The 26427-nt window shown below is 49.9% G+C and carries 25 protein-coding genes; 16 read left to right on the top strand and 9 right to left on the bottom strand.

Translation table 11 applies throughout. From position 1 onward, the window contains the following. Nucleotides 1-56 precede the first annotated feature (56 nt). On the top strand, nucleotides 57-1496 hold the full coding sequence (locus tag GN278_05830; GenBank protein XAT60381.1) for a histidine kinase: 1440 nt from the start codon (nucleotides 57-59) through the stop codon (nucleotides 1494-1496). Next, nucleotides 1480-2157 (top strand): response regulator, encoded by a 678-nt coding sequence (locus tag GN278_05825; GenBank protein ID XAT60380.1) that lies wholly within the window; start codon nucleotides 1480-1482, stop codon nucleotides 2155-2157. Before GN278_05830 ends, GN278_05825 begins: the two co-directional genes overlap by 17 nt. A 28-nt stretch (nucleotides 2158-2185) precedes the next feature. Here the strand turns inward: GN278_05825 and GN278_05820 are convergent, their stop codons facing one another. Then, on the bottom strand, nucleotides 2186-2563 hold the full coding sequence (locus GN278_05820; protein XAT60379.1) for a gamma carboxymuconolactone decarboxylase: 378 nt from the start codon (nucleotides 2561-2563) through the stop codon (nucleotides 2186-2188). Between the two features lie 160 nt (nucleotides 2564-2723). Between GN278_05820 and GN278_05815 the strand changes: the two genes are divergently transcribed. From GN278_05815 to GN278_05780, 8 genes are all read left to right on the top strand, one after another. Beyond that, nucleotides 2724-3323 carry a cupin domain-containing protein gene (locus GN278_05815; GenBank protein ID XAT60378.1) on the top strand — a complete coding sequence of 200 codons (600 nt, stop codon included), beginning with the start codon at nucleotides 2724-2726 and terminating at the stop codon, nucleotides 3321-3323. An 80-nt stretch (nucleotides 3324-3403) separates the two neighbouring features. Beyond that, the gene (locus GN278_05810; GenBank protein XAT60377.1) at nucleotides 3404-4198 is read left to right on the top strand and encodes a phytanoyl-CoA dioxygenase; all 795 of its coding nucleotides are present in this window, start codon (nucleotides 3404-3406) and stop codon (nucleotides 4196-4198) included. Nucleotides 4199-4307: 109 nt separating this feature from the next. Further along, on the top strand, nucleotides 4308-4751 hold the full coding sequence (locus GN278_05805) for a DUF1178 family protein (GenBank protein ID XAT62561.1): 444 nt from the start codon (nucleotides 4308-4310) through the stop codon (nucleotides 4749-4751). Nucleotides 4752-5020: 269 nt separating this feature from the next. Continuing rightward, entirely contained in the window at nucleotides 5021-5263 is a 243-nt protein-coding gene (locus tag GN278_05800; protein ID XAT60376.1) for a hypothetical protein, read from the top strand. Then, nucleotides 5152-5424 (top strand): SDR family NAD(P)-dependent oxidoreductase, encoded by a 273-nt coding sequence (locus GN278_05795; GenBank protein ID XAT62560.1) that lies wholly within the window; start codon nucleotides 5152-5154, stop codon nucleotides 5422-5424. The genes GN278_05800 and GN278_05795 overlap by 112 nt, the downstream gene beginning before the upstream one ends. A gap of 251 nt (nucleotides 5425-5675) precedes the next feature. Continuing rightward, nucleotides 5676-6914 (top strand): aspartate kinase, encoded by a 1239-nt coding sequence (locus GN278_05790; protein ID XAT60375.1) that lies wholly within the window; start codon nucleotides 5676-5678, stop codon nucleotides 6912-6914. Between the two features lie 15 nt (nucleotides 6915-6929). Next, nucleotides 6930-9179, top strand: a complete 2250-nt coding sequence (ptsP, locus tag GN278_05785) for a phosphoenolpyruvate--protein phosphotransferase (GenBank protein ID XAT60374.1) — start codon at nucleotides 6930-6932, stop codon at nucleotides 9177-9179. 3 nt (nucleotides 9180-9182) lie between these two features. Further along, the gene (locus GN278_05780; GenBank protein ID XAT60373.1) at nucleotides 9183-10286 is read left to right on the top strand and encodes an acyltransferase family protein; all 1104 of its coding nucleotides are present in this window, start codon (nucleotides 9183-9185) and stop codon (nucleotides 10284-10286) included. A 97-nt stretch (nucleotides 10287-10383) separates the two neighbouring features. Here GN278_05780 and GN278_05775 read toward each other — a convergent pair whose 3' ends face one another. After that, entirely contained in the window at nucleotides 10384-10911 is a 528-nt protein-coding gene (locus tag GN278_05775) for a globin family protein (GenBank protein ID XAT60372.1), read from the bottom strand. A gap of 122 nt (nucleotides 10912-11033) precedes the next feature. Here GN278_05775 and GN278_05770 point away from each other — a divergent pair, with 122 nt between their 5' ends. Together GN278_05770 and GN278_05765 are read left to right on the top strand one after the other, a co-directional pair. Then, complete coding sequence (locus tag GN278_05770; GenBank protein ID XAT60371.1) at nucleotides 11034-11492, top strand: Rrf2 family transcriptional regulator; 459 nt, start codon at nucleotides 11034-11036, stop codon at nucleotides 11490-11492. 170 nt (nucleotides 11493-11662) lie between these two features. Next, entirely contained in the window at nucleotides 11663-14554 is a 2892-nt protein-coding gene (locus tag GN278_05765; GenBank protein ID XAT60370.1) for an isoleucine--tRNA ligase, read from the top strand. Between the two features lie 55 nt (nucleotides 14555-14609). Here the strand turns inward: GN278_05765 and GN278_05760 are convergent, their stop codons facing one another. Next, the gene (locus tag GN278_05760; protein XAT60369.1) at nucleotides 14610-15062 is read right to left on the bottom strand and encodes a nucleoside deaminase; all 453 of its coding nucleotides are present in this window, start codon (nucleotides 15060-15062) and stop codon (nucleotides 14610-14612) included. Nucleotides 15063-15125: 63 nt separating this feature from the next. On the opposite strand from GN278_05760, the gene GN278_05755 reads away from it, so the two are divergent. The 4 genes from GN278_05755 (at nucleotide 15126) to GN278_05740 (ending at nucleotide 18422) form a co-directional block, all read left to right on the top strand. Then, nucleotides 15126-15911 carry a pseudouridine synthase gene (locus GN278_05755; protein ID XAT60368.1) on the top strand — a complete coding sequence of 262 codons (786 nt, stop codon included), beginning with the start codon at nucleotides 15126-15128 and terminating at the stop codon, nucleotides 15909-15911. A 60-nt stretch (nucleotides 15912-15971) separates the two neighbouring features. Then, nucleotides 15972-16790, top strand: coding sequence for a tellurium resistance protein TerC (locus tag GN278_05750; protein ID XAT60367.1), 819 nt, complete (start codon nucleotides 15972-15974; stop codon nucleotides 16788-16790). 153 nt (nucleotides 16791-16943) lie between these two features. After that, complete coding sequence (locus GN278_05745) at nucleotides 16944-17870, top strand: DUF2927 domain-containing protein (GenBank protein ID XAT60366.1); 927 nt, start codon at nucleotides 16944-16946, stop codon at nucleotides 17868-17870. Nucleotides 17871-17975: 105 nt separating this feature from the next. Then, a complete protein-coding gene (locus tag GN278_05740) occupies nucleotides 17976-18422 on the top strand; it encodes a D-tyrosyl-tRNA(Tyr) deacylase (protein XAT60365.1) in 447 nt (148 codons plus the stop codon). A 34-nt stretch (nucleotides 18423-18456) separates the two neighbouring features. Here GN278_05740 and GN278_05735 read toward each other — a convergent pair whose 3' ends face one another. The 6 genes from GN278_05735 to ccrA form a co-directional block, all read right to left on the bottom strand. Continuing rightward, on the bottom strand, nucleotides 18457-19692 hold the full coding sequence (locus GN278_05735) for an acyl-CoA dehydrogenase (GenBank protein XAT60364.1): 1236 nt from the start codon (nucleotides 19690-19692) through the stop codon (nucleotides 18457-18459). Nucleotides 19693-19702: 10 nt separating this feature from the next. Then, complete coding sequence (locus GN278_05730; protein XAT60363.1) at nucleotides 19703-21337, bottom strand: long-chain-fatty-acid--CoA ligase; 1635 nt, start codon at nucleotides 21335-21337, stop codon at nucleotides 19703-19705. A 105-nt stretch (nucleotides 21338-21442) separates the two neighbouring features. Next, on the bottom strand, nucleotides 21443-22966 hold the full coding sequence (locus GN278_05725; protein XAT60362.1) for an AAA family ATPase: 1524 nt from the start codon (nucleotides 22964-22966) through the stop codon (nucleotides 21443-21445). Between the two features lie 54 nt (nucleotides 22967-23020). After that, nucleotides 23021-23653, bottom strand: coding sequence for an autoinducer synthase (locus GN278_05720; GenBank protein XAT60361.1), 633 nt, complete (start codon nucleotides 23651-23653; stop codon nucleotides 23021-23023). A gap of 113 nt (nucleotides 23654-23766) precedes the next feature. Beyond that, nucleotides 23767-24483, bottom strand: a complete 717-nt coding sequence (locus GN278_05715; GenBank protein XAT62559.1) for a LuxR family transcriptional regulator — start codon at nucleotides 24481-24483, stop codon at nucleotides 23767-23769. Between the two features lie 361 nt (nucleotides 24484-24844). Next, nucleotides 24845-26125, bottom strand: coding sequence for a crotonyl-CoA carboxylase/reductase (gene ccrA, locus GN278_05710; protein ID XAT60360.1), 1281 nt, complete (start codon nucleotides 26123-26125; stop codon nucleotides 24845-24847). Between the last annotated feature and the right edge of the window lie 302 nt (nucleotides 26126-26427).

The raw sequence follows: 26427 nt of genomic DNA, 5'->3' as shown, positions 1-26427 counted from the left end.
ACTTGTCTGTAGTCTAGCACTTTCCAAGCCTGTGTTTTCCATATAGCCTAAAAATCATGGGGTTTTTCAGCCAAAAAATCCGGCCCAGCTATGGCCAAAAGTTATCAATTCTAGCGACGATACCGTTGGTTTTGGCCGTGGCCGCAATTGCCGCATTGGTGACGTTGCAGTCTAGACAATTGGCGGAAAAGGAAATTCAATCGCTTGAAGAAACCCTAATCAATGCGAAAAAGGCAGAACTGCGAAACTATTTAAAGCAAGCCACCTTAGGATTCTATTACATCTACGGCCGCGCGGACCCGGATGATGAGCGCGCCAAAAAACAAGTAACGCAAATCCTTTCGGCAATGATCTACGGCACGGATGGTTTCTTTTTCGTCTATGATTATGATGGAACTAACCTTGTCAGCCCACGCCAAACTGAGATGATTAATAAAAACTGGAGCGGATTAACGGATAGCCAAGGCACGCCGGTGGTTGATGAGCTCATTCGCATTGCTCGCTCGGGCGCAGGCTATCACACCTATCTTTGGCCCAAACCGTCAACCGGTGAAGAAGCCCTAATGATCTCTTATGTTAATGGGTTTCAAAATTGGCAATGGGCTTTAGGAACCGGAGTATTTGTTGATGATGTAATGGCCACTGTTGCCGCCGCACGCTCGGAAGTTGAAAACAGGGTAAAACTTACATTTTTTTATATTGGCGGCATTACATTTGCAGCGCTGCTTTTAGTCTTTTTGTCAGGTATGGTGATAAATATCCGCGAACGACGGCTTGCGGATGCCAAGCTAAAGCAGCTCACGCAACGCATTTTGGACACACAAGAAGAAGAGCGCAGCCGCGTTGCCCGCGAACTGCACGATTCGATTAGCCAGATTTTGGTGGGTGTTAGGTTTTCGCTCGAATTGGCGGGGCGGCGACTTAATATTGGCGATCGTCGGGGTATGGAAAATCTTACAAAGGGCATTGATACAATCAATGGCGCAATCCAAGAAGTGCGGCGGATCAGCCGCGATCTACGACCCGGAATGCTTGATGATTTAGGGCTTGGCCCTGCGCTGAAAGCCCTGCTTGATGAATTTAATCGACGCACGGGCATTCAAACAGACATAGAAACTGTCGTATTTCGCAACCGCTTGGACCAAGAAAGCAAAATTGCGCTCTATCGTATTGCACAAGAAGCCCTGACAAATATTGAGCGCCATTCTGAGGCGACGCGCGTATCTTTACGACTTTCCGGACACAAAAAGGGTGCCACCCTAAAAATCATTGACAATGGCAAAGGCTTTTCACAAAAACCAAACCAAAAACGCAATGCCTCTTTCGAAGGCTTGGGCCTACGAAATATGATGGAAAGGATCGAACAACTTGATGGCTCAATCCAAATTTCCAGCTCCGAAGAAGGCACCACGATAGAAGCAATAGTACCATTGTCGCATCTGCTATCGCCCGAAAACAAAGCCAAAGACGCAAGTGAATATGACTTACAAAAGTGACAGTATTATTCAAGAGCAAGCGCGCCCAATCCGTGTGGTTATTGTCGATGACCATCCGATGGTGCGTGATGGGCTGAGGTCGATCCTAGAAACCTACCCAGATCTTGATTTGGTCGGATCGCTGGTCAATGGGCAAGAAGCCATTGATCAGGTCGCTAAATTGCGACCCGATGTGATGCTGCTCGATCTAAATATGCCAGGGGTTAATGGTCTTTCGGCAACGGAAATTATACTTGAACGCTTTCCCGGGGTGCGTATCCTAATTTTATCTATGCATGACAGCCCAGAATACGTGTCGATGGCTCTGTCGCATGGAGCCAAAGGTTATATTCTAAAAGATGTGCCGACCGAAGACGTCTATACAGCGATTGTCACTGTCATGACCGGCAAGAATTACTTATGCACGGGCGCCAGTGCGGCTTTAAACCCACTGATGGAAACCGAACGAGAACCGCTCACCAACCGAGAACAGACCATTTTGTTGCAATTGGCACAGGGAAAATCGAATAAAGATGTCGCTGTGCGGTTGGAAATTTCCATCCGCACAGTTGAAACACATCGCAAAAATATCAAACGCAAGCTGGGCATCAGCTCGACCGCTGGTCTGACCCGCTATGCGCTGGAACATGGGGTTCTACAAGGCACTGGCGGCGGTTTATAAAAAGCTTCGCCACCAGTTTTTATCAGTTTTAGGCATCAAACACCTTTTTTGCCGCTCGAAAGCATTCAATGGCCTGCGGCACGCCGCAATAAATTCCGATCACATGGATAATTGCGCGCACTTCATCTTGGGTCACGCCATTGTTGAGAGCGCCGCGCAAATGCAATTCCCATTCGTGCATTTTGCCCAGCGCGCCAATCATCGAAAGGTTCATCATCGAGCGTGTTTTTGCATCTATGATATCATCGCCCCAGCCAAACCCCCAACACCATGCAGTCATTGCCTCTTGGAACGGACGGGTAAACTCATCCGCTGCGGCCAGGTTGTTTTCCACATATTCAGCACCTAGGGTTGACTTGCGCTGCTCAAGACCTTTTAGAAAAAGATCCTCGTCGAATACTGCCATTTCTTGCTCCTTTGCCTGATCCCACTGAAGGCTGCTCACCTAGCAGCTTTTAATTTAGCCCATCGCTACCGGTATGCCAATTGGCTGCTGTAAAAATGATAATTGCAAAATAAACACAGAAGAACTAACGCTAGTAAATCAGTCAAAAAAGTGAGGCTAGATGATACGTTCCAGCTTTGATGACGCACTCGCTGCCGCAAAAAACTTGCATAGATCTCATCCTGAGGTTGCTCAATTTACTGCGTGGGATGACGCTGTGAAATATCAAACTCTTGCTCCGCACCCGATCCCGGCGGCAAAGGCCCTGCCTGCGGATGAGGGCTTGCGGGATGGCCGCGAACTTGACTGCTACGCTGCTTTTTGTGCATCGGCCCCATACGCAGGATGGCTTGCCACCTATAAAGATGAAGATATCGGTGATGGCTTCAATCAAAAATTTGGCTCTTACCAGTTGATCGGCGCACACGGCCATTTTTACTCAGACAAACTTAACAGCTATGTGCTCTATGCGAAAAAAGGTTTATTTTACCCTTGGCACCACCACCCGGCCGAAGAGCTTTATTTGATTATTGCCGGAGAGGCCATATTTGAACCGGCCGGCCGGCCCCCGCGCCGTTTGAGTCCGGGCGATACCGTATTTCATGGCTCAAACCAACCGCATGCAATGACCACGGAAGACAAGCCGGTGCTGGCCTATGTTTTGTGGCGCGGTGATCTAAAAACAAGGCCGGTTCTTACGCCAAAGGACCCGCAGCTATGAGCCAAGTTTCGAAATGCCTTAAGCTGGCAGAGATTTCAGATCCCGCGTTATCGCATAACGCTATAGGAAAGGCCGAATAGATGCATTCTTTGGTGAACGCGCAAATGGTAGAAGAGTTCCAGCGCGACGGTATCGTGCTTATCGAAGGTCTGTTTAAGGATCAGGTCGATCTTTTGCGCCTAGGCGTGGATAAAAATATGACGAGCCCCGGGCCTTATGCTGCGGAAAACCTCAAACAGGGAGAGCAAGGACGGTTTTTTGATGATTATTGCAATTGGAGCCGAATAGCCGAGTTTGAAACTGCAATTCGCCGCTCTCCGGTTGCCGAGGTCGCAGCTGATTTGATGCAATCGAAGTCGGTTCAACTATTTCATGATCATGTTCTTGTCAAAGAACCGGGAACCTCAAAACCCACACCTTGGCATTCAGACGAGCCTTATTATTTTGTCTCGGGCCAGCAAACTGTGAGCTTTTGGTCGCCTTTGGATCCAGTAAAAGATGCTTCTCTACGTTTGGTTGCCGGATCGCATCGGTGGGACAAGCCGGTTTTGCCAACCCGCTGGCTTTCAGAGGAAAATTTTTATCCCAATCCTGAAGACTATATGCCGGTGCCTGATCCGGATAAAGATGGCCTAAAGGTGCTGGAATATGCCATGCAACCGGGTGATGCGGTTGCCTTTCATTTTGGAGTATTACACGGTGCAAGGGGTAATGAGACCGCCGACCGGCGGCGAGCATTTTCGCTGCGCCTGGTGGGTGATGATGCACGCTATGTAACTCGCCCGGGCCCAACATCACCGCCCTTTCCCGGGCATAATATGAAGGATGGCGACAGATTGCGAGAAGACTGGTTTCCCTATTTGCTTAAATTATAAGTGGTGCTGGTTGCACCACACAGCAGCGGCGAGGCGGATAATCGTTTTTGGCTTGATTTCAACTTCATAGAGATTATCTATGGCTCAGCTCAGCTACCCTGGACGCGCAATGATTCAATATGCTCTAAAATGTGAAAATGACCACAGTTTTGACAGCTGGTTTCAATCCGCGGCAGCCTTTGACAAATTGCTAAAAGCAAAAATGGTCACCTGTGCAATATGTGGATCACCATCTATCCAAAAGGCGATCATGGCGCCTCGGGTTAACACATCCGATGCACCCGGCGCGCAAGCTAAGAAACCGCAAGAAAAGCCTTTGAGCGCGCCGGCCGACCCGGCGCAACAAGCGCTAAAAGAGCTGCGCAAGCATATTGAAACAAATGCCGATTATGTGGGGGATAATTTCGCCACAGAAGCCCGCGCCATCCACGATGGCAGCGCCCCGGAGCGATCCATTTACGGCGCAGCAAAGCCGGACGAAGCGAAACAGTTGTTAAAAGAGGGCATACCGGTCGCCCCCTTGCCGTTCATGCCCGGCCGTAAAACCAATTAATCCAGTTAAGAGGCCAGCGAGTTCAGGGCTATCAGATATTTTGGTGTCATTGAAAAAGTTAGGTCATTTGAGTATTTTGACGAAGAAAAAGCTTAGCGTTCTAGTATTCTCTCATCCTATAGCGAGAAATTATTTCAAAAGGATGCAGCATGATAGTTTTAATTACAGGAGCCAATCGAGGATTAGGCAAAGGGTTGTTTGATTTATATCGCGCCGAAGAAGAAATCTGAGGCACTGCGTGCACCGATGATGGGTGGATTGGTCTTGAAATGACCGATGACTATTCGGTTGAAAGCCTGCCAGACAAAATTCGTACCCTTGCTTTGGATCTTTTGATCTACAATGCGGGGGGTTTAATGGACCGTGATCTATCCATGAAAGACCGCTATGGTAAAGAAATCTGGAAGCGAAGCTTTGCGGTCAACACTTGGGCTGTGTCTTTTTTGATCAAGCGCTGTTGCCAAAACTACGTCAGGCAAAAACTGCAAAGAGCGCGATTATTTCAAGTATGATGGCCAGCCGCACCCGCGCGGGCGGGCACACTTATGCCTACTGCGCCTCAAAAGCGGCAGTGCTAAACATTGGCCGCACCTTGGCCGCTGAACTCAGGCCAGACGCAATAAGCGTAAGCATTTTTAAACCGGGATGGGTGCCGCACAATGATGGGAACTGATCAAGCGCCGCTGGATGTCAGTACTGACTACCGGCAGCTCAAGCGCACTATCACCGGGCTCAATGCGCAGGATGGCAGCGATCATCCATTTTGAGGGGCGTGCAACCGTTGTGAAGAGCACTGCGGATCCAGCCTATCAATACCTCCAACTCGAAGTTACCTTCTCCTGCGCGACACTATTTTCTCAAATTTTCTTGTCAAGGTGACCCAGAGGTCCTAAACCCCCTAAAAACACTGAATAAAGGAATAAAATGCCGGTTCTTGTGATGAAATTCGGTGGCACCTCTGTGGCGACGCTTGATCGGATTAAGCGTGCGGCAAAGCGTATCGGTTTGGAAGTGGCCAAAGGCTATGATGTGATTGTGATTGTGTCGGCCATGTCCGGCAAAACCAATGAGTTGGTTGGCTGGGTCAATGAGACATCTCCGCTGTTTGATGCACGCGAATACGATGCTGTGGTCTCTTCGGGCGAAAACGTCACCGCTGGGCTTATGGCCCTAACCCTGCAGGAGATGGATGTGCCCGCGCGCAGTTGGCAGGGCTGGCAGGTGCCGGTTTTAACCACCTCAAGCCATTCCACCGCCCGTATTGAAGATATTCCAACAAAGAATATATCTGCTAAATTTTCCGAAGGGATGCGGGTAGCGGTGGTGGCCGGCTTTCAAGGGGTCAGCCCCGAGGGACGTATTACCACGCTAGGACGCGGCGGGTCGGATACCACAGCCGTAGCCTTTGCCGCAGCCTTTGGGGCAGAGCGCTGCGATATTTATACTGATGTTGATGGGGTCTATACCACGGATCCCAGAATTGCCGGCACAGCGCGCAAATTAGACCGGATATCGTATGAAGAAATGCTTGAGCTGGCCTCATTGGGGGCTAAGGTTCTGCAAACGCGTTCGGTTGAGCTGGCGATGCGCTACCAAGTGAAATTAAGGGTTCTGAGCAGTTTTGAAGAACCCGCAGACAGCGCCGGGACATTGGTCTGCGCAGAGGAGGATATTATGGAATCCAACATTGTTTCAGGCATTGCCTATTCGAGAGATGAGGCAAAAATGACTTTGGTTTCGGTGGCGGACAGGCCCGGAATTGCCGCTGCAATTTTTGGCCCCTTGTCGGAGGCCGGCGTTAATGTTGACATGATCATCCAAAATATCGCCGAAGCGGGCCGCACGGATATGACCTTTTCTTGCCCAACGGATCAAGTCATTCGCGCTGAAAAAGCGCTGCAAGATGCTAAAGATACCGGCGTAATAAATTTTAGCGAGCTCATTGCAGATACGCAGGCGGCCAAAGTTTCGGCGGTTGGTATTGGCATGCGCAGCCAGTCAGGCGTTGCCGCAAAGATGTTTAAAACACTTTCAGATGAAGGCATAAATATTAAGGTGATCGCAACCTCAGAGATCAAAATTTCTGTGTTGATTGATAGAAAATATATGGAACTTGCGGTTCAATCCCTGCATGATGCCTTTGAATTGGACAAAGTATCATAAGGGGCGCCTTTGCCCATGTCAGAAAGATCAGAAAGCGAAAGCCGTAAATTACTTGGCCGGTTGCGCGACACCATGGCCGAAGATGCAGCCGGACAAACGCGGCTGGATAAAATCACCCATTTGATCGCCGATTCAATGGGCACAGAAGTGTGCTCAATCTATCTGTTCCGGGATGCAGAAACGCTTGAATTATGCGCGTCTGAAGGCCTAAGGGCGGATGCGGTGCATAAAACCCGGATGCGCCTGGGCGAAGGGCTGGTTGGGCGCGTGGCGCAGCGCAATTCAGTGATCAATGCCGCCGATGCGCCGTCGGCCAAAGGCTTTCGCTTTATGCCGGAAACCGGCGAAGAAATCTATTCGTCTTTCTTAGGCGTCCCTATTCAGCGCCTTGGCGAAGGCATGGGCGTTTTGGTTGTCCAGTCCAAAGTTGCCCGCGAATACACCGCAGACGAAATTTATGCGCTCGAAGTGGTGGCTATGGTTCTGGCTGAAATGACTGAATTGGGTGCTTTTGTTGGGGAAGGAGCCGCCCTGCGGGCACGCCATCAACAGCCAGCCCTCTTTCGCGGCACACCAGTTCAGGAAGGCACGGCCCGCGGCAATGTCTGGCTGCATGAACCGCGCGTTGTTGTCACCAATCCGGTGGCCGAAGATCCGGTAGCGGAAAAAGCCCGTCTAAGTGAAGCCATGGCGCAATTGCGGCAGAACCTAGATGCAATGATGGTGGGGGTCGACGCCCGCGAAACCGAGCAGATTGAAGTGCTTGAGGCCTTTCGAATGTTTGCTAATTCGCGCGGCTGGATGCGGCGTATAGAAATCGATATTGACCAGGGTTTGTCAGCCGAAGCTGCGGTTGAAAAAGAACAATCCACCGCCCGTGCGCGGATGGCACAAGTGGCCGATCAATATATGCGTGATAGGCTGCATGATCTTGATGACCTGTCTAATCGGCTGTTGCGGCTTCTCACTGGTCAGGGTCGGTTAACAGGCGCCGAGATGCCGAAAGACCCCATCCTTGTGGCGCAGAATATCGGGCCGGCCGAGCTTTTGGATTATGGCCGCAGCCTTCGCGGCTTAGTGCTTGAAGAAGGCTCGGTTGGCTCGCACGCGGCAATTATTGCCCGTGCGCTTGCCATTCCCTTGGTGATCCATGCAGACAACATTACCACTGAAGCCTTAAATGGGGACCGCATCTTGGTGGACGGAGAGCAAGGCATTGTCCACCTTAGGCCAGATGAAACCATTATTACGGCCTTCAAAGACAAAATGGCGATGGAAGCGCAAGCCCAAAAACGCTACGGCGCAATCCGAGATAGACCGGCTGTTACGAAATGTGGCAAGCGGATAGAACTGCAGATGAACGCCGGTTTGATCGCTGATTTGCCATCTTTTAAGGACTCTGGCGCGGAAGGCGTCGGGCTATTTCGGACCGAGTTGCAGTTTCTTGTGCGCAGCAAAATGCCACAACGGTCCGAGCTTAGCGCCCTTTACAGTCGGGTTTTGGACGCGGCTGGCGGCGCGCGCGTAGTGTTTCGCACCCTTGATATAGGATCGGACAAAGTGCTTCCCTATATGAACCATGTGCAAGAGCCAAATCCGGCGCTTGGCTGGCGCGCCATACGCGTTGGACTTGATAAACCCGGTGTAATGCGGATGCAATTGCAGGCGCTTTTGCGAGGCGCCAATGGCCGGCCCCTTTCGGTGATGTTTCCCTTCGTGGCAGATCCAAACGAATTTCGAGCTGCACGGGCCGAAATGGACAAGACACTAGAGCGTGAACGAATTTTGGGCCACAATCTGCCCAAACACCTGGAAGTGGGGGCTATGCTTGAAACACCGTCACTTGCCTATGCACCGCAAGACTTTTTTGAACAGGTCGATTTTATCTCGATCGGCGGCAATGACCTAAAGCAATTCTTTTTTGCAGCGGACCGCGAAAATGAATTGGTGCGTAAGCGCTATGATACCTTGAGCAGTAGCTTTTTGAGCTTTCTTGAGTTTATCGTCGGCCGCTGTACAGCATCTGGTGTGCGGCTTTCATTTTGTGGGGAAGACGCGGGGCGGCCAGTCGAAGCGCTGTGTTTGGCGGCCATTGGGATTAATTCTTTGTCAATGCGATCGGCATCAATCGGCCCTGTAAAACATATGCTAATGCGCACGGATCTTGATGCGCTCAAACATGTCATTGATGAGGCCCGAAATCGTGGTGACAGTTCGGTTCGTCAAGCTGTAATGGACTTTCTTTTGAATGGCGATAAGGGGTAGCCTTTGGCGCGAATTCACGGTTTAGACTTATTACGAGCCGCCGCAATGCTAATGGGCGTATTGCTGCATGCTTTGGTTTTATATCTTGAAACCGAGGATGGATCGGAACCCTTGGCGTGGGTTGGGATTTTGTTTCTTTGGATTCACAATTGGCGTATGCCCTTGTTTTTCATGCTAGCCGGATTTTTTGCGGCTTTATCGCTTGATCGCAAAAGCCCCATAGCGTTTTCATGGGACCGGCTTTATAGGATCGCTTTCCCAATTGTTCTGTGGTGGTTGATCGCCGCGCCGATTGCGCTGTGGTCCGCCGTGCGTCATGGCACAGACCTACCGACGTTAGATCATCTTTGGTTCTTATATTACCTTTTGCTCATGTATGCTGTGGCCGTTGTTATCCGGCGTTTCATACCCCAACAAGTGATTGCACTGATAGATTTAAGCCTGCGATCCCGGTGGGCACTTCTCCTTTGGGCGATTCCAATCACTTGTTTTTCAGTTGTGGGCCGTGATAATGGTATGTTCAATATTCACCCCGAGTATATCGGTGAAATTGAGCTTGGATTTTTCTTTTTCAGTTTGACTTTTTTCTGCCTTGGCTGGCGGCTTTTCTATCACCAAAGTCTCTTGTCGAGCCTTACGAGCTTTAGGTGGTCGATCACCGCCTTAATTTTGGCAATGGTTGCTTTGCTTTTGGCGCTTACAATTTGGGTAGCATTTGAGGAAGAGCTTTCTTCGCTGCCAGCCCTCTTGTGGGTGAATGGGCTCAGCGGTAGCGCGACATTGCTTAGCACACTCGGGCTTACGGGGCTCTGCTTAAGGCTGGTTGCAGTGCCGTCTACACGGCTTAGCTTTTGGGTTGAACTTTCCTATCCAATCTACTTTTTTCATGGAATGGTAGTGTTCTCCCTTGGTGCATTTTTCTTAGAGGCCGATTGGCCTGCCTTTGGTGCCATTGCTGTTAACACCGTGGCCAGCATTGTTATTTCCATCCTGCTCTATCTTGTGTTCATCCGTTATACGCCGCTGGGATGGATGTTCATGGGCTATAAAAAGGCATGGTTTAGATGGTCTAAACTGCGCTGGGTTTATCGCAGGCAAAACGCCTAAATTACAACGTAGCTATGGTTATCATTTTCCGCCAACGGCGGTATCAACAAAGTAGGTAAAATTGGCGTAAACCAATGTTGCAATTGTCCCGCAAAAATCAACGTAAGTTGGGCGGCTGTCCTGTTCTTTGCCGCGCCTGCTCAATTCCAAGTTTCAATCCCCGCCCGATGCGGTGCGCAAGCTCTGACCAAAGCTGAGCGGTTCTCTGTTCTAAAACCTCAAACAGGGTTTGCTCAAACAAACCAAGCCAGATGTCAAAATGCTGCGGCCTGATCGCTGATATCCCCGCATGCACCATCATTGGGTTACCGGAGTATTGGTTTTCATACAGCAAAGCATTGGCCCAAAAACGGGCAATTTTTTCCTCATGCTCCCGCCACAGGTCGGGGTCATGAGAAATTGTCGAAAAGAAAATTGGCCCTAGCAGTGGGTGGCCGCGCACCCGCGCATAAAAATTGCCAACAACTTTTTGTATATCTGCATGGGTGACAGGCACCCTTGGCTGTCTTGCGCTCACATGAATATCCAAAGTGCAGATAGAATAACAACCAGATAGATCAACATATTGAACATAGACCGGATGAGCCCCTGATCGCTTTCCGGTTCTATTCCCATACGCCGGCATACCAATGTACCCGGCAAAAGTATTAAATCGACAAAAGTCATGGTGATCTCCTATATTTAGTATTTCAAATACGTATTTATTAGCACTTTTTATTCCGCATTTCAAATGCTATTATTAATCTCATGCAACTTGGTAAATTTACAGACTTCGGACTTCGTGTGATGCTGCATTTGGCGGTGGTGCATCCACAAAAGCTTTCCGTGCAAAAAATCGCTAAAACTTTCGATCTATCGGATCATCATCTGGCCAAGGTTTGCTCAACCCTTGTCAAAGCCGGCCTGATCCGCTCTGAGCGCGGACGAAACGGAGGGTTAAAGCTTTCAAAATCGCCCAAAGACACCACTTTGGGCGAGATAACGCGCGCGCTGAGCCAAAACACCGCCCTTGTTGACTGCGAAAGCCCTGGCGCGTGTTCGTGTTTGATACTGCCTGTATGCGGCCTTTACCAACCGCTTAAAAATGCCCAGAATGCGTTCTTCGAAGAACTGGACAAAACATCACTGGCGCTGGCCAGCGGTCAAAACTCAGGGTTACGCAAGCTTTTATCACTTGCCGAGCAAAATCACATCTCTAACCCCTAGACCGCAGGTCAACACAAGTTTATAAGCGGCATCAAATGACCTATATGCATGCGATCATTATACGAATTATATGCCCGGCGCTCTGATCCAGACGAGCCGCCGGGATAAGGCGCTTGAGACATCGCGCTGCCCCTCCTTCAGCCCTAAAGTTTATTCAAGGACGACGTGAAATGTGCGCCGAGACCCCCGACTACAAAGACACTTTAAATTTGCCAAAAACCGACTTTCCAATGCGCGCAGGCCTGCCAAAGCGCGAACCCGACTGGCTGGTCCGCTGGGAAAAAATGGGCATCTATGACCGGCTTAGGGAAAAAACCGGCCGCAAGCCCTATATCCTGCATGATGGGCCCCCCTATGCCAACGGCAATCTGCACATTGGCCACGCGCTGAATAAAATCTTAAAGGACATGGTTGTGCGCGGCCACCAGATGATGGGGCATGACGCGCTTTATGTGCCCGGTTGGGATTGCCACGGCTTGCCGATCGAGTGGAAAATTGAAGAGAGCTATCGCCAAAAGGGGCGCAACAAAGACGACGTGCCTGTGGTGGATTTCCGTCAGGAATGCCGCGCCTTTGCGGATAAATGGGTGTCCATCCAGCGTGAAGAGTTCAAACGTCTTGGGGTCACCGGCAAATGGGAAAAACCCTATCTGACCATGGATTTTCATTCCGAACGGGTGATTGCCGAAGAGTTTATGAAATTCCTGATGAACGGCACGCTGTATCAGGGCTCAAAACCCGTCATGTGGTCGCCAGTGGAAAAAACCGCACTGGCCGAGGCGGAAATCGAATATCACGATCACAAGTCGCACACCATCTGGGTGCCATTTGCGTTCAAAACAGCCCCTAAGGGACTTGAAACTGCGCGGGTTGTGATCTGGACAACAACCCCTTGGACCATTCCGTCCAACAAGGCCATCGCCTATAACCCCGAGATTTCCTATGGGCTGTATCAAGTCGATGCCACCGAAGAAGAAAGCTGGACCAAGCCCGGTGAAATATATCTTTTTGCCGATGCTTTAGCCCAAGACTGTCTGACCAAGTCCCGGGTGACCGAGTTTACGCGGCTGCGCGATGTGGCAGGCTCTGAGCTTGCCGAGGCAACCTGTGTGCACCCGTTTGCAAAGCTGGATGCGTTTTGGGCCTATGATGTGCCGATGATTGACGGCGATCATGTCACGGATGATGCCGGCACAGGTTTTGTACACACCGCCCCGTCGCACGGCGCCGACGACTATGAGTGTTTTGTCAAACGCGGCTGGACCGACCGCATGACCCATAATGTTGGCGAGGCATCCGAATTTCTACCGCATGTCCCCCTTTTTGCAGGGCTTGAAGTTTTTGACCGAAAGGGAAAAGAGGGCAAAGCCAACCAAGCAGTAATCGCAAAATTGGTTGAAGCCGGGGGCATCATCGCACGCGGCCGCTTAGAGCATAGCTATCCCCATTCTTGGCGCTCAAAAGCACCAGTGATTTTTCGAAATACGCCACAATGGTTTGCCGCCATCGACCGCCCTGTGGGCGATGGTCAAGACGACTACGGTAAAACCATCCGTGAGCGTGCATTAAATTCAATTGACCAGTTGGTTAAATGGACACCGCAAACCGGACGCAACCGGCTTTATTCTATGATTGAAGCGCGGCCTGACTGGGTGCTGTCACGACAACGCGCGTGGGGTGTGCCACTGACCTGCTTTACCAAGGTTGGCGCATTGCCCTCAGACGAGGAGTTTTTGCTGCGAAGCCCCGAGGTTAACGCCCGAATTGCCGAAGTGTTTGAAACCGAAGGTGCAGATGCGTGGTATAAAGATGGGGCGAAAGAACGGTTTCTGTCCGGCCTTGTGGATCCAGATGCCTATCAGCAGGTGTTTGATATTCTTGATGTGTGGTTCGATAGCGGATCAACCCACGCCTTTGTGCTGCGCGACCGCGAAGATGGTTCGCACGATGGGCTTGCCGATCTTTATCTGGAAGGCACTGACCAGCACCGAGGATGGTTTCATTCGTCGATGCTGCAAGCTTGCGGCACGCGCGGACGCGCGCCCTATCACGGCGCGCTGACCCATGGCTTTACGCTAGATGAAAAGGGCATGAAAATGTCCAAGTCCATGGGCAATACCGTGGCGCCAGACCATGTTGTGAAACAATATGGCGCGGATATTCTGCGCCTATGGGTGGCGCAATCGGATTACTCAGCTGACCTGCGCATTGGCCCGGAAATCCTTAAAGGCGTGGCTGACAGTTATCGCCGCCTGCGCAACACGCTGCGCTTCATGCTCGGTTCACTTTCCGATTTTAGCGAGGCAGATCGGATTGATGCCGCAGAGATGCCAGAGCTGGAAAAATGGGTTTTGCACCGTCTGGCGGTTCTGGATGAAACTGTGCGAAAGGGCTATGCCGCGCATGATTTTCAGGGCGTCTTTCAGGCAGTCTTTACCTTTGCGACCGTGGATTTGTCAGCGTTTTACTTCGATGTGCGCAAAGATGTGCTGTATTGCGACGGGGACACATCCGAACGCCGTGCGGCGCGCACCGTACTGGATATACTGTTTCACCGTCTGACCGCTTGGCTTGCACCAGTTCTGGTATTCACCATGGAAGAGGTCTGGCTTGAGCGGTTCCCCGGCGAGAAAAGCTCAATCCATCTTCAGGATTTTCCAGACACGCCGTCGCAGTGGCGTGATGATGCTTTGGCCGAAAAATGGGCAAAAATTCGGGCAGCGCGGCGGGTGGTCACAGCCGCTCTGGAAGTCCAGCGCACTGAAAAAGTCATTGGCGCAAGCCTTGAAGCGGCACCAACGGTATACCTCCGCGATACTGACGCGATACAGACCCTGCAATCTGTGCCCTTTGCCGACCTTTGCATCACCTCGGCGATCACCCTAAAAGCCGGCCCAGCGCCCGATGGTGCGTTTACGCTGGACGGCGCAGAGGATGATATTGCCGTGGTCTTTGCCAAGGCAGAGGGGCAGAAATGCCAGCGCTGCTGGAAAATCCTGCCCGATGTCGGTCTTCATTTCCACCCGGGCACCTGTAAGCGCTGTAATGATGCGTTAGGCTAAAAAATCCTGCAAGTCAGAGCCGGTACTTTTTATCGGCTCTGCTTTCAGAACTATCTTACCCTCTGATTTTATTGAAAAATTCTTTCAGCAGCTGTTGGGATTCTGCTTCGGATATGTTGGGGTAAACTTCTGGCTTATGGTGGCTTTGCGGGTGATTAAAAACCCGTGCACCATGCTCAACACCACCTGACTTTGGATCCGAAGCAGCATAATAAAGCCGCCGAATGCGCGCTGCTGCGATCAAACCGGCGCACATGGCACAAGGCTCAAGCGTGACATATAAATCATGCCCGCTCAGCCGCTCTTGGCCCAGTTCGGCGCAGGCTGCGCGGATGGCAAGCAGCTCTGCATGCGCCGAAGGATCACAGGTTTCCCGCATCCGGTTCCCCGCCCGCGCCACAATCTGCCCCTCAGCAGAAACCACTACGGCCCCTACAGGAACTTCACCCCGCTGGGCTGCGGCGCGGGCCTCTTTAAGTGCGATTTGCATAAAACTTGTAAATGCCATTTGATTTAGATGACTGCTGAATGCCCCTTTCACAAGTCGAAAAATTGGCCTAAAGCCCAAATCATGGAACAAAAAACACCTTCTGGCGACCGTATTGCGAAAGTCATTGCCCGTTCTGGTCTGGCCAGCCGCCGCGAAGCCGAGCGCATGATCACTGCTGGCCGAGTTTCGGTGAATGGAAAGAAAATAACCTCTCCGGCCTTAAACGTGACCGAAAAGGACAAAATCTTAGTTGATGGAAAGCCTTTAGTGGCGGCTGAACCCACCCGTCTTTGGCTCTTTCACAAGCCAGTCGGAGTGGTGAGCACATCGCAAGACGAGCAGGGCCGCAAGACAATTTTTGATGTATTGCCTCCGGACATGCCACGGGTGATGAATGTCGGCCGGCTTGATCTAAATTCAGAAGGATTGCTATTGCTGACCAACGATGGAGAGGCCAAACGCCGACTTGAGCTGCCCTCGACCGGTTGGCTGCGGCGCTATCGGGTGCGTATCAATGGCAGGCCAACAGAAGACATGATGAAGCCACTGGAAAAAGGCATCAGCGTAGAGGGCGAAAAATTTCGCCCAATGTCTGTTGTAATTGATCGCCAACAAGGCGCCAATGCCTGGCTGACGATCGGGCTGCGCGAAGGTAAAAACAGAGAAATTCGCCGTGCCATGGAAAGCCTAGGGTTGAATGTTAATAGACTGATAAGAATTTCTTACGGTCCTTTTCAATTGGGCAATTTAAAAACCGGCGCTGTTGAGGAAGTGCGCAGGCGCGTTGTGCGAGACCAATTGGGCATTGAACAACCTTCTGAGCAAAAACCTTCAAAGCCGGTTCCCAAAAGGAAACGCACGCGCTAAAACTCCTAACCACATTCAAGTTATAATCATCTCATTGCAGCAGATTTAAGGAAAATCACTATGGCAGACTTATTAACTTTGGAAAATCTTGGCAGCTTGCTTATGCTTTGTTTCCTGCAAGCGGTTTTAGGATTTGATAACCTGCTTTATATCTCGATCGAAAGCCAGCGGGCGCCAGCTGCTCATCAGAAAGCTGTTCGATTTTGGGGCATTATTCTTGCCGTGGTATTGCGTGTCGTTCTCCTGTTCGCAATGATCCGTTTGATTGATGCAATGGCGAGCCCGTTTTATGTTTTTAACTGGGTAGGCGTGATTGAAGGCGGCGTTAATTTTGCCACCTGCGTCTTTATTCTTGGCGGTGTTTTTATCATTTACACGGCGGTTAAAGAAATCTCACACATGCTGAGCATTGAGCATCTTGATAAGGACGTGAACGGCAAAGGTAGCAAATCTGCGGTTCAGGTGGTGCTAATGATTGTCTTGATGAATCTTATTTTCTCTTTTGATTCAGTCTTATCAGCTTTGGCCATTACAGATGTGTTCCCAATTTTAGCGGCCGCAATTATTATGTCCGGCATTGCCATGCTGGTCTTAGCAGATGGGGTGACAAAATTTCTTGAACGAAACCGCATGTATGAGGTTCTTGGCCTTTTCATTTTGCTTATTGTTGGCATTGTTCTGTTGGGTGAAAGCGGCCAAGCAGCAGCGCATGCGATGCATGATCCATCTTTAGCGCTTAAGTTTTTTGGCTATGAAGTTATACCCATGTCAAAAACAACATTCTACTTCAGTGTATTGGTTTTGGTCGGGGTTGAAATTATTCAATCCGGCTATAGCCGCAAACTGGCAATGGAGCGACAGCATAACACAAAGTCATAAGGCTATGATCCCTTTGGCTGCTGCTTTTCTTTCACTTTTGTGAGGTGATAGTGTTGGGATCAGGGCAAGGAACTTTGCTATGCAGTTGATTTACAAGACTGAACATCATCAAATACGTCGAATCCCACGTGAGGCTCAAACCGGCGGAATTCGATGCTAGTGTCTTTACGTTTTCTTTGCTTAAAAATAGCAGCGCTGATCCTGCTTTCAGGGTGCGCCGAGCGTCCATCACCGCTGTCTTGGCCGCCACCAGAGTACGAAATGGGAACTCCACAGGCGTCTAAAGCACTGGAAAAGTACTATCGACAATTAGAAGTAACACTGCGCTCACGCGGACTTTTGCGAACGGATCAGCGTGCAAAGGATGTACCTTTTGACATGAGAGATCTTTTGGAAAATTTCGAAACTGTGGTTTTTTATGATGAGTATCAACGCGGCAGCACTTTTGAAAAATCCAAAGGCGAAAACGCTAAATTATCAAAATGGGTTTCTCCGATCAGGGTCAAAGTACATTTTGGCCCTTCAATTTCTGAACTTACCCGGGCAGAGGATGAAAAAAATATTTCTGATTTTGTTTCCAAACTTGCCCAAGTGACTAACCACCCCATGCGGATGGTTTCACAAAACAGTAATTTCGATGTTTTGATTTCCCGCGAAGATGAGCACCCTTTTATGCTAGACACTTTGAAAGCCCAAGGGGCTCCTATAGGATCTGCGGCAAAGCGCATTATTACCCAAATGCCGCGAAACATTCATTGCTTGGTTCTGGCATTTTCGGACCCGGAGACAGAAGATGTTTATTCTCATGCGCTCGCAGTAATTCGGGCAGAACATCCAGACATCCTAAAGCTTGCTTGTATTCACGAAGAAATTTCCCAGGGCCTCGGTCTAAGCAATGATAGCCTTCGTGCACGTCCCTCAATATTCAATGATGATGATGAATTTGCATTTTTGACAGATCACGATGAAATTTTGCTCAAAATGCTTTATGATCCACGTCTTTCCCCTGGGCTAAGCCTTGCTGAAGCGCGCCCGATTTTTCAACAGATTGCGCGCGAAATAAGCTCGTCAAACAGATGAAGGAAACGAAACGCCGTTAGGGTGCGAATAGATGGTACTGCGGGAAAAAATTGCATCTTTTGAACGTAATCGATTACAAGGTTTAAAAACAAGAAGGAATAAATCATGCGTGCCTTGCTGCAACGCGTTCGCCAATCATCCGTAGAGGTCAGCGGACATACAATCGGTAAAATCGATCAAGGCCTACTCATACTGATTTGTGCCATGGAAGCAGACAGCCCGAAAGACGCTGATCAACTGGCCGCTAAAATCAGCAAGCTGCGGATCTTTACCGATGACGCCGGCAAAATGAACCGGTCTTTGATCGACATTGGCGGCGCTGCTTTGGTTGTCAGCCAATTCACACTTGCGGCAGATACATCGCGCGGCAACCGCCCCGGGTTTTCTTCGGCTGCCCCACCTGAGGAAGGCCGCAAGCTTTATGAATATTTTGCCAAAGCATTAGCCGCGCTGGGCGTCCAAGTCGAAACTGGCGAGTTTGGTGCGGATATGCAAGTTAGCCTTGTAAATGACGGGCCCGTGACAATTTGGTTTGATACCAACGCAAACTAATATTTATCTTGTAACCCCTGCCCCCCTCGAGGCGTTAGGTTTCAGAGTTCGTATATTTTTTCAACTCAGCCCGCGCCACCTGACGTCGATGCACCGCATCGGGACCATCGGCAAACCGCAACGTGCGAATATGGGTCCACATATGGGCCAGATTAAAGTCCTGACTGATACCGCCCGCACCATGCATTTGCATGGCCTCGTCAACAACTTTCCCGGCCATTAGCGGGGCCACTACTTTAATCTGTGAAATCCACGGCTGCGCTGCCCGAACACCTGCTGTATCCATCATGTAGGCAGCTTTCAGGCATAGCAAACGCGCCATTTCAATTTCCATCCGCGCATTTGCAATAATGTCATAATTGGCGCCCAATTCTGTTAGGCGTTTTCCAAAGGCTTCTCGTGACAGACCACGGCGGCACATCATTTCAAGCGCTTTTTCTGCCTGACCGATGGCGCGCATACAATGATGGATACGGCCAGGACCAAGTCGGCCCTGTGCAACTTCGAAACCGCGGCCCTCACCTAAAATAACAGCGCTTGCCGGAATGCGAACATTGGTGAACCGAAGATGCATGTGCCCGTGCGGTGCATCATCATTTCCAAAGACCTCCATAGGCCTCAATATTTCAATTCCCGGCATTTTCGCGTCCATTGCGAACATTGTGTGGCGGCTGTGCTTGGCGGCATCGGGATCGGTGCACGCCATTAGGATATAAAGCCCACAGCGAGGATCACCTGCGCCTGATATCCACCACTTTTCACCATTTAAGACAAATTCATCCCCGTCGCGCTTGGCTTCAAAAGCCAGTTGTGCAGCATCAGAGGATGCTAATCCTGGCTCTGTCATCACATAGGCTGAGCGAATTTTTCCTTCCAGCAGATCCCCCAACCAGCGATCTTTATGCTCTTGTGTTCCATAGCGCTCAAGCACTTCCATATTTCCGGTGTCTGGTGCAGAACAGTTGAAAACTTCGGCAGCAATGCTCACTTTGCCCATTTCTTCTGCCAGATAGGCGTATTCAACCGTGCTTAGCCCATAGCCGCGCTCACTGTCGGTCAGCCAAAAATTCCACAGATTTCTTGCCCGCGCCTTGGCTTTAAGCCCCTCCATAATTTCAACCTGACGGTCGGTCAGGGCAAAGCGTTCACCACTGGGATGGCGGCCAACTTCGGCATGATATTCAGCATCAAGAGGCGCAATATCAGTTTCCACCATATCACGTACTGCCTCGATCAGAGGGGTTACTTTTGGCGATACACCTAAGTCCATTTCCATTTTCCTATTTCATATCTGGTAGTTTATAGTCGGCAAATTGCTTGCGCAGGGTAAGTTTTGACACCTTGCCTGTTGCCGTTAGCGGCAGTGCGTCGACAAATTCAATGGCATCAGGCAATTGCCATTTTGCCACATGATCAAGCAGTAAAGCATCGATATCGTCTTTTGCGACCCGCGCCTCTCCTGCCGGAACAATAATCAACAGTGGCCGTTCATCCCATTTGGGATGGGCCACCGCAATGACAGCGCAATTGGCAACCTCAGGGTGGGCCATAACAACATTTTCTAGATCAATTGAGCTAATCCATTCACCGCCAGACTTAATCAGGTCTTTGGCGCGGTCTTGAATGATCAAAAATCCTTCGTCATTGATCGAAGCGACATCACCGGTTCCAAACCAGCCATCGGCATCCATAGCTGCTTTGCTGGCTTCAGCGTCATTGAAATAGCTGCTTATGATCGTATTACCACGCACAAACAACTCACCCGCCTCTTCACCATCATGTGGCAGGCGGTTGCCATCTTCGTCGACAATTTTGAGGTCAACGCCAAAAACGCGCCGCCCTTGTAGGGCTTTTAGATCCAGCAACTCTTCTTCATTCAGCGTCTCTTTGTGATGCGATGATAAAATACCATGGGTGCCCACCGGGCTCATTTCCGTCATTCCCCAAGCATGACAAACTGTAACGCCAGATTTCTCAAAAGCCGCAATCAGTGACCGCGGCGCGGCAGAGCCGCCCACAATAATGCTTGCAAAGCCTTCTGGATTTCGTCCTCGGGATGCAATTTCGCCCTGTAGCCCCAACCAAACTGTGGGCACGCCCCAAGCCGAGGTTACCTTTTCTCGGTCCATAAGATCAAAAAGCGATGCACCGTCTAACGCGCCGCCCGGGAAGATAAGCGATGCGCCGGTTAAAGGGGCAGCATAAGGCAGCCCCCATGCGTTGACGTGAAACAAAGGCACAACAGGCAAAACGCGTGCGCCTTCATTTAGCCCATCTGAGATTGATATAGCAGCGGTAAAGGCATGCAGAACTGTTGAGCGATGCGAATAAAGCGCACCCTTGGGATTGCCGGTGGTGCCAGATGTGTAACACAAGCCTGCGGCGGTTTCCTCAGGAAATTCCGGCCAGTCATAAGCTTGCGGCTCATCTTGGATTAAGTCTTCATAGCAGAGCAAGTTTAATGCGCTTTTTGGCATATGCGCCCTGTCGGTCATCACCACAAACTGCATATCCTTGGGAAACTTGTCAGCCAAAGCTTCAACCACAGGCACAAAGGTTGTGTCGACAAACATCACCCGGTCTTCGGCGTGATTGGTAATATAGATCATCTGCTCCGCGCTGAGCCGTGGATTAAGGGTGTGACAAACCCCGCCAATCCCAGCGATCGCGTAGTAGAGCTCAAAGTGGCGATATCCATTCCATGCCAAGGTGGCCACACGATCACCGGTTTTGATGCCCAGCTTGGCTAGAGCATGCGCCAGTTTCCCCACCCGGCTATAGCACTCGGGATAGGTATATCGATGGACATCACCCTCGGTTCTAACCGAAACAATCTCAGCCTTAGGGTGCGCTTCTACCGAAAATCGTAAAATCTCGATGATCGACAAAGGCCGGTGCATCATGTTTCCGAACATTTATTCCTCCCGTCGGTTTTTTACCCGCAATATGGAAAAGAAAGGACCACCTTTGCAACCCGTGATCGTACGCGCTGCAAACAACGCTGCGTCGCACACTGTGCATTACTCAATTTGCAACGCCATTGGGGCAGTCTCAAGCGCACGTAGATCACCGGTGCTAAGCGGGTTTGTCGGTTTTGAAAGCCGGTTACGGACCACCCAGACAAGCCGATTTTGCGCCCTTGTAATAGCTACATAGGCAAGCCTTTTCCACAATGGTTGCCCCGCTTCCGATCGGCCCATTCGGGCAGCGGCATAGATGTCTGGAGCAAACACCTGAACCGTGTCCCATTGGCTGCCTTGTGCTTTGTGAATGGTGACAGCCGATCCATGTAGGAATGCTGCCCCCATATTTGCAGCAAAGGGAATAAAAGGTTCATCTTCGTCGGGAATTTCTATTTTAATAATTGAGGCGGCCGACACCTGTGGATCTTCTGCTCCTAGCACATGCAATTTTGAAAACCCCGGTCGACGCCCGGCGCCCAAATAGACAACTTGTGCCCCTTTCACCAATCCGCGCGCCTCAAGGTCAATGCGCTTTTTACGATGCTTAAGCGGCAATTCAATACCATCACATATCAAAGGCTCTCCCGGCAGCAAGGCATCCTCTGGCGCATCATGAACCCTGCGAAAAGCATTAATCAGCCTTATCCGCGTGGCATTTCGCCAAACCAAAACCGGGCTGCGCGCCATTAAATCCACTTCGACTCTTTGGCCCCAGATCACACGCTCATCACGGCTTGCAATATCTTGTATCTGCGCTTCAAAATCCTCAAACCCGACACTCGGGTCGCCCAGAGCGTGGGCTAAATCCAGAATTGGATTATCTTGCTCTTGCCTATGAATTCGGCTGAGCTCGATCTTCTGCGAAGGCTTTAAGGCGTCAAACACCATTGCGCCAGACTGATTCACAGGGGCAAGTTGTGCAGGGTCGCCAAACATAATCAAAGTTGAGAAGATATCTTTTAAATCTTCAAATTGGCGTTCATCAAGCATTGAGGCTTCATCGACAAAGGCAAGATCAAGCGGCTCTTCCCTGCGTTTCCACCCAATGATAAAATCCGACCCCCTAAGGCCAGCAGCAGCCAAAGCGCCGGCAATCGATTTATGCGTCTGAAAAAAGTCATAGGCTCGATCAAGCGCATCTTGGGTTAACCCCTCGATGGTTGGTTTTTCCGCGTTGCCAGAAAGCCATTCAGCAATTTTCTCATATTCTGGATCATAGAGGGGGGTATAGAGTATCCGGTGAATAGTTGTTGCCGGCACGCCGCGCATACGCAAAACACTTGCTGCTTTATTGGTCGGGGCAAGAATTGCAAGCGTGCGCTTATCGCGCCGCTTCCGGCTTTCATAATCACCTGTGATCAATTCTATACCGATGTCTGCCAAAGCCTCGTAAAGCTGCGAAAGCAATAAGGTTTTGCCAGACCCAGCTTTACCAATTAAAGCCATGACCGCAGATTTATCCGAGGCCGGCGGCATGAGCTGAGCATTGTTTAAATTAATCCCCGCAGCCTGAAGCAATTGGCTAACGGTGTCATAAGCTTCTGCCTGATCGGAAGAGAGTTGAAAACCAACAGAGGTCATAGGCACTAGGCTACACCCGTTTGAGGTCAAGCTCCATAGCTTTAATGCGCTTAATCAACCCAGTTCGGCTTGCCGGCATGTACTGCCAAAGGCATGATCAAACCACTTCGCAGAAGCTTTGGCCGACACGCCTGCTTTCTGGGATACCGTTTCTCGGTTTTGGGATGTGAACTTCCAAATTCCAACACCCACAAAATCTTTGCCGGTGCCAGAAGATCCGATCAGGCGCGGCTGTGCACCAAGCAATCGGTAAATCCGCATCATTCGCTGATCAAAGATGGCAATGCACTCTATCACCCCAAAGCCGACCATTGCCTCGCCTGCTGCCAACATTAAATTAGATGCAACTTGCCTTGGCGCATGGCGTGCAAGGCAAAAGCGGCTGCACTCCCATAGTTTGGGACTTTCCTTCATTTGCTCATCCAAAAGATGCGAAAAATGGTCCTTTATCATGTTGCGGCCTGTGGTTGGCAACAACCGAAGCGACCCTTGATGTAGGCCTTGCGGGGATTCCCAAATCACATAAAGCGGATTAAGAGCATCGTATTCATCCCTCTCAAACCCGTTTTGATCCACGTCTACCTGCCAGTTTAACCGGGTTTTGAATTGGTCTGCACGATCTCGAAACATACTATCGCGCAATAATGGTCGCTTGGCTAATTGTTTTGCCCAAAGATAGGTCAACATTGGCTATGCCCTCACCGTTGATGGAAGGCATAAACCTATGCAAACAAGCATTAAGGCTTAGGGAAGCTAACGAGCGGTCCGTTAACAGTCTAAAAATGTTGGGAAGAATGGGATCAGATGACAATCAAACCGCGACTAAGCGCGCTGGCAACCGCATGGGTTGTATTCATCGAGCCTAATTTGAAACGGGCGCTTTCGACATAAACTCGCACCGTATGCTCAGAGATTGATAAAGTCTGGGCAACCATGGCCCGATTATAGCCCATAGCCAAGAGCGTGAGTGTTTCGATTTCCCGCGGCGATAATGCTGAAGCAACATCCGCTAATTTTTCAGGTTCAAGTTCAAGCGCCTTATTATTGAAATAATGCGAAATTAAAATTAAGTCACGGCGCCGGCTTTCGATGAATTTTGCCCAAACATCATCTGCGCAATTGTGACTAACAGTGAACAAGGCATATTGTCCGCGCGGCCCCCTAAGGGGAATTGACAAACCCTGATTGCCTACACCGTTTGCAATTGCATCTGCTTGAAACACCCGCGCGTGTTTGCTGGACCAGTCCAATTTCTTCCAATCCATTGGATGATAGCTTTGAAAGCCGCCCACAATCACCGGATCAATTTTTAAATATCCCTTTTGCAGGTATCGGTTGATCCAAGATTGTGGATAGGTACCAACCCCCATATGCGCGCCCTTGGAATTAACCCAATGATACACCGCATGCTCAACTTCAAAAATGTGGCAGAACTCTTCAATAACAGATTGTAAATCAGCTCGCTCTTTTGCTTGCTCCAAACGCGTGAGGGCCTGCTCGTAAGCTGATATTTTTATAAGCTGTGTCAACGGCCGGCCTTTCGGTCTTTGACGCAATCTCAATTATTGCCATCATCTTGGCATCATCAAGCTGCGCTGCCAAAGCAGTCATATCGTTTTTGGCTGCGAAGGTGCGCAAGTCTAGCAAAACGTCAATTATCCATTCATGTGTCATTAGATTCTCGTTAAAAATGATTAACAATTAATTAACTCAACCTTACCATGTTTGTCAGTTTTTCTGAAATTCGCATTTTTCAACTCCCCAGATATAGCAGTATTATGATTTTCAAGCTCCTGAAAAATAACAACACGAAAAAATGCGCTCGCGTTCAGCATTAACTGATTCGCGAGCAAGAGAGGGAAAAATCCAGATTTTCGGTTATTTTGCGATCGTATCTTCAAACGTGCGAAGCCCGGTGCGCGGCGCCTGAACCAGTACCGCCATATTGCCCGGCTTGTGTTCATTTCGGCGCATTTTTACATGGGCTTTAGGAATTTCTTCCCAACCAAAAACTTCGGACATACAGGGGTCCAAACGCCGCTCTACCATCAACTTGTTTGCCGCTGCTGCCTGCTTTAAATGCGCAAAATGACTACCTTGAATTCTTTTCTGGTTCATCCAAACATAGCGGGCATCCATGGTTAGGTTGTAACCTGTTGTGCCCGCACAGATCACAACCATGCCGCCTTTTTTACACACAAATGTTGACACCGGAAATGTACTTTCGCCCGGGTGTTCAAACACCATATCGACATTGACGCCCTTACCAGTGAAATCCCAGATCGCTTTGCCAAACTTCCGCACCTCGCCAAACCAAGTCTTATATTCAGGGCTATTGACCGTCGGCAATTGCCCCCAACAGTCAAAGTCTCGGCGATTAATGACCCCAGCGGCGCCAAGTCCAAGTACAAACTCGCGTTTGTCTTCATCTGAAATCACACCAATTGCATTTGCACCAGCAGTGTTTATCAGCTGAATAGCATAGGAGCCCAAACCGCCAGAAGCCCCCCAGACAAGTACATTCTGACCTGGCTTTAATTCGTGCGGATGGTGGCCAAATAACATCCTATACGCGGTAGCAAGCGTCAGCGTATAACACGCGCTTTCTTCCCAAGTAAGATGCTTTGGGCGTGGCATTAGCTGTTGCGATTGAACCGAGGTGAACTGTGCAAATGATCCATCCGGTGTCTCATATCCCCAAATGCGCTGACTTGCGGAAAACATCGGATCGCCACCATTACATTCTTCGTCGTCCCCATCATCTTGATTGCAATGGATCACAACCTCGTCGCCCACCTTCCAACGCGTGACCTTTTCACCCACAGCCCACACAATACCAGCCGCATCCGAGCCAGCGATGTGGTAGTCTGCTTTGTGAACATCAAATGGACTGATGGGAACGCCCAAACCGGCCCAGACACCATTATAATTGACCCCGGCAGCCATAACCAAAACCAAAACATCCTGAGCCCCAACCTGCGGAATATCTACCACTTCAACCTGAAATGCCGTGTCAGGTTCGCCATGCCGCTCGCGGCGAATGGCCCAAGCATACATTTTAGCTGGAACATGACCTAGGGGGGGCATTTCACCCACTTCGTAAAGGTCTTTTTCAGGTGCCTCATATACTGCAATGTTGGTTTCACGATCCAAGGCCAATTGATCCTCCCAAGTTGAAATTTCTGCGCCGCAGAATCGGCGGTATAATCAGTAGCTATAATCGGAAACGCAACTTTGCAACTATTTTAGATGTTTTTTGGCAATTTTATGTCGTGTTAAATTCAAATAAATTCAAATTTAAGGCAAATATTGCATTGGGATCAGGTAACATACGCCAATTCTTCACGAGCCATCATAGGTTTAGGGCTTTTATCCAAATAGAAAAGATTTATTCGAAGCCTCTAAACCAAAGGGAAACTTGATTTTGCTGCATCGCGGCGAATTGACATCGCCATATTGTT

The sequence above is a fragment of the Rhodobacteraceae bacterium Araon29 genome (assembly GCA_039640505.1).
Classification (GTDB): Bacteria; Pseudomonadota; Alphaproteobacteria; order Rhodobacterales; family Rhodobacteraceae; genus CABZJG01.
Note: the sequence above shows the minus strand (reverse complement) of the source record. Positions and strands in the feature narration are given on the sequence as shown.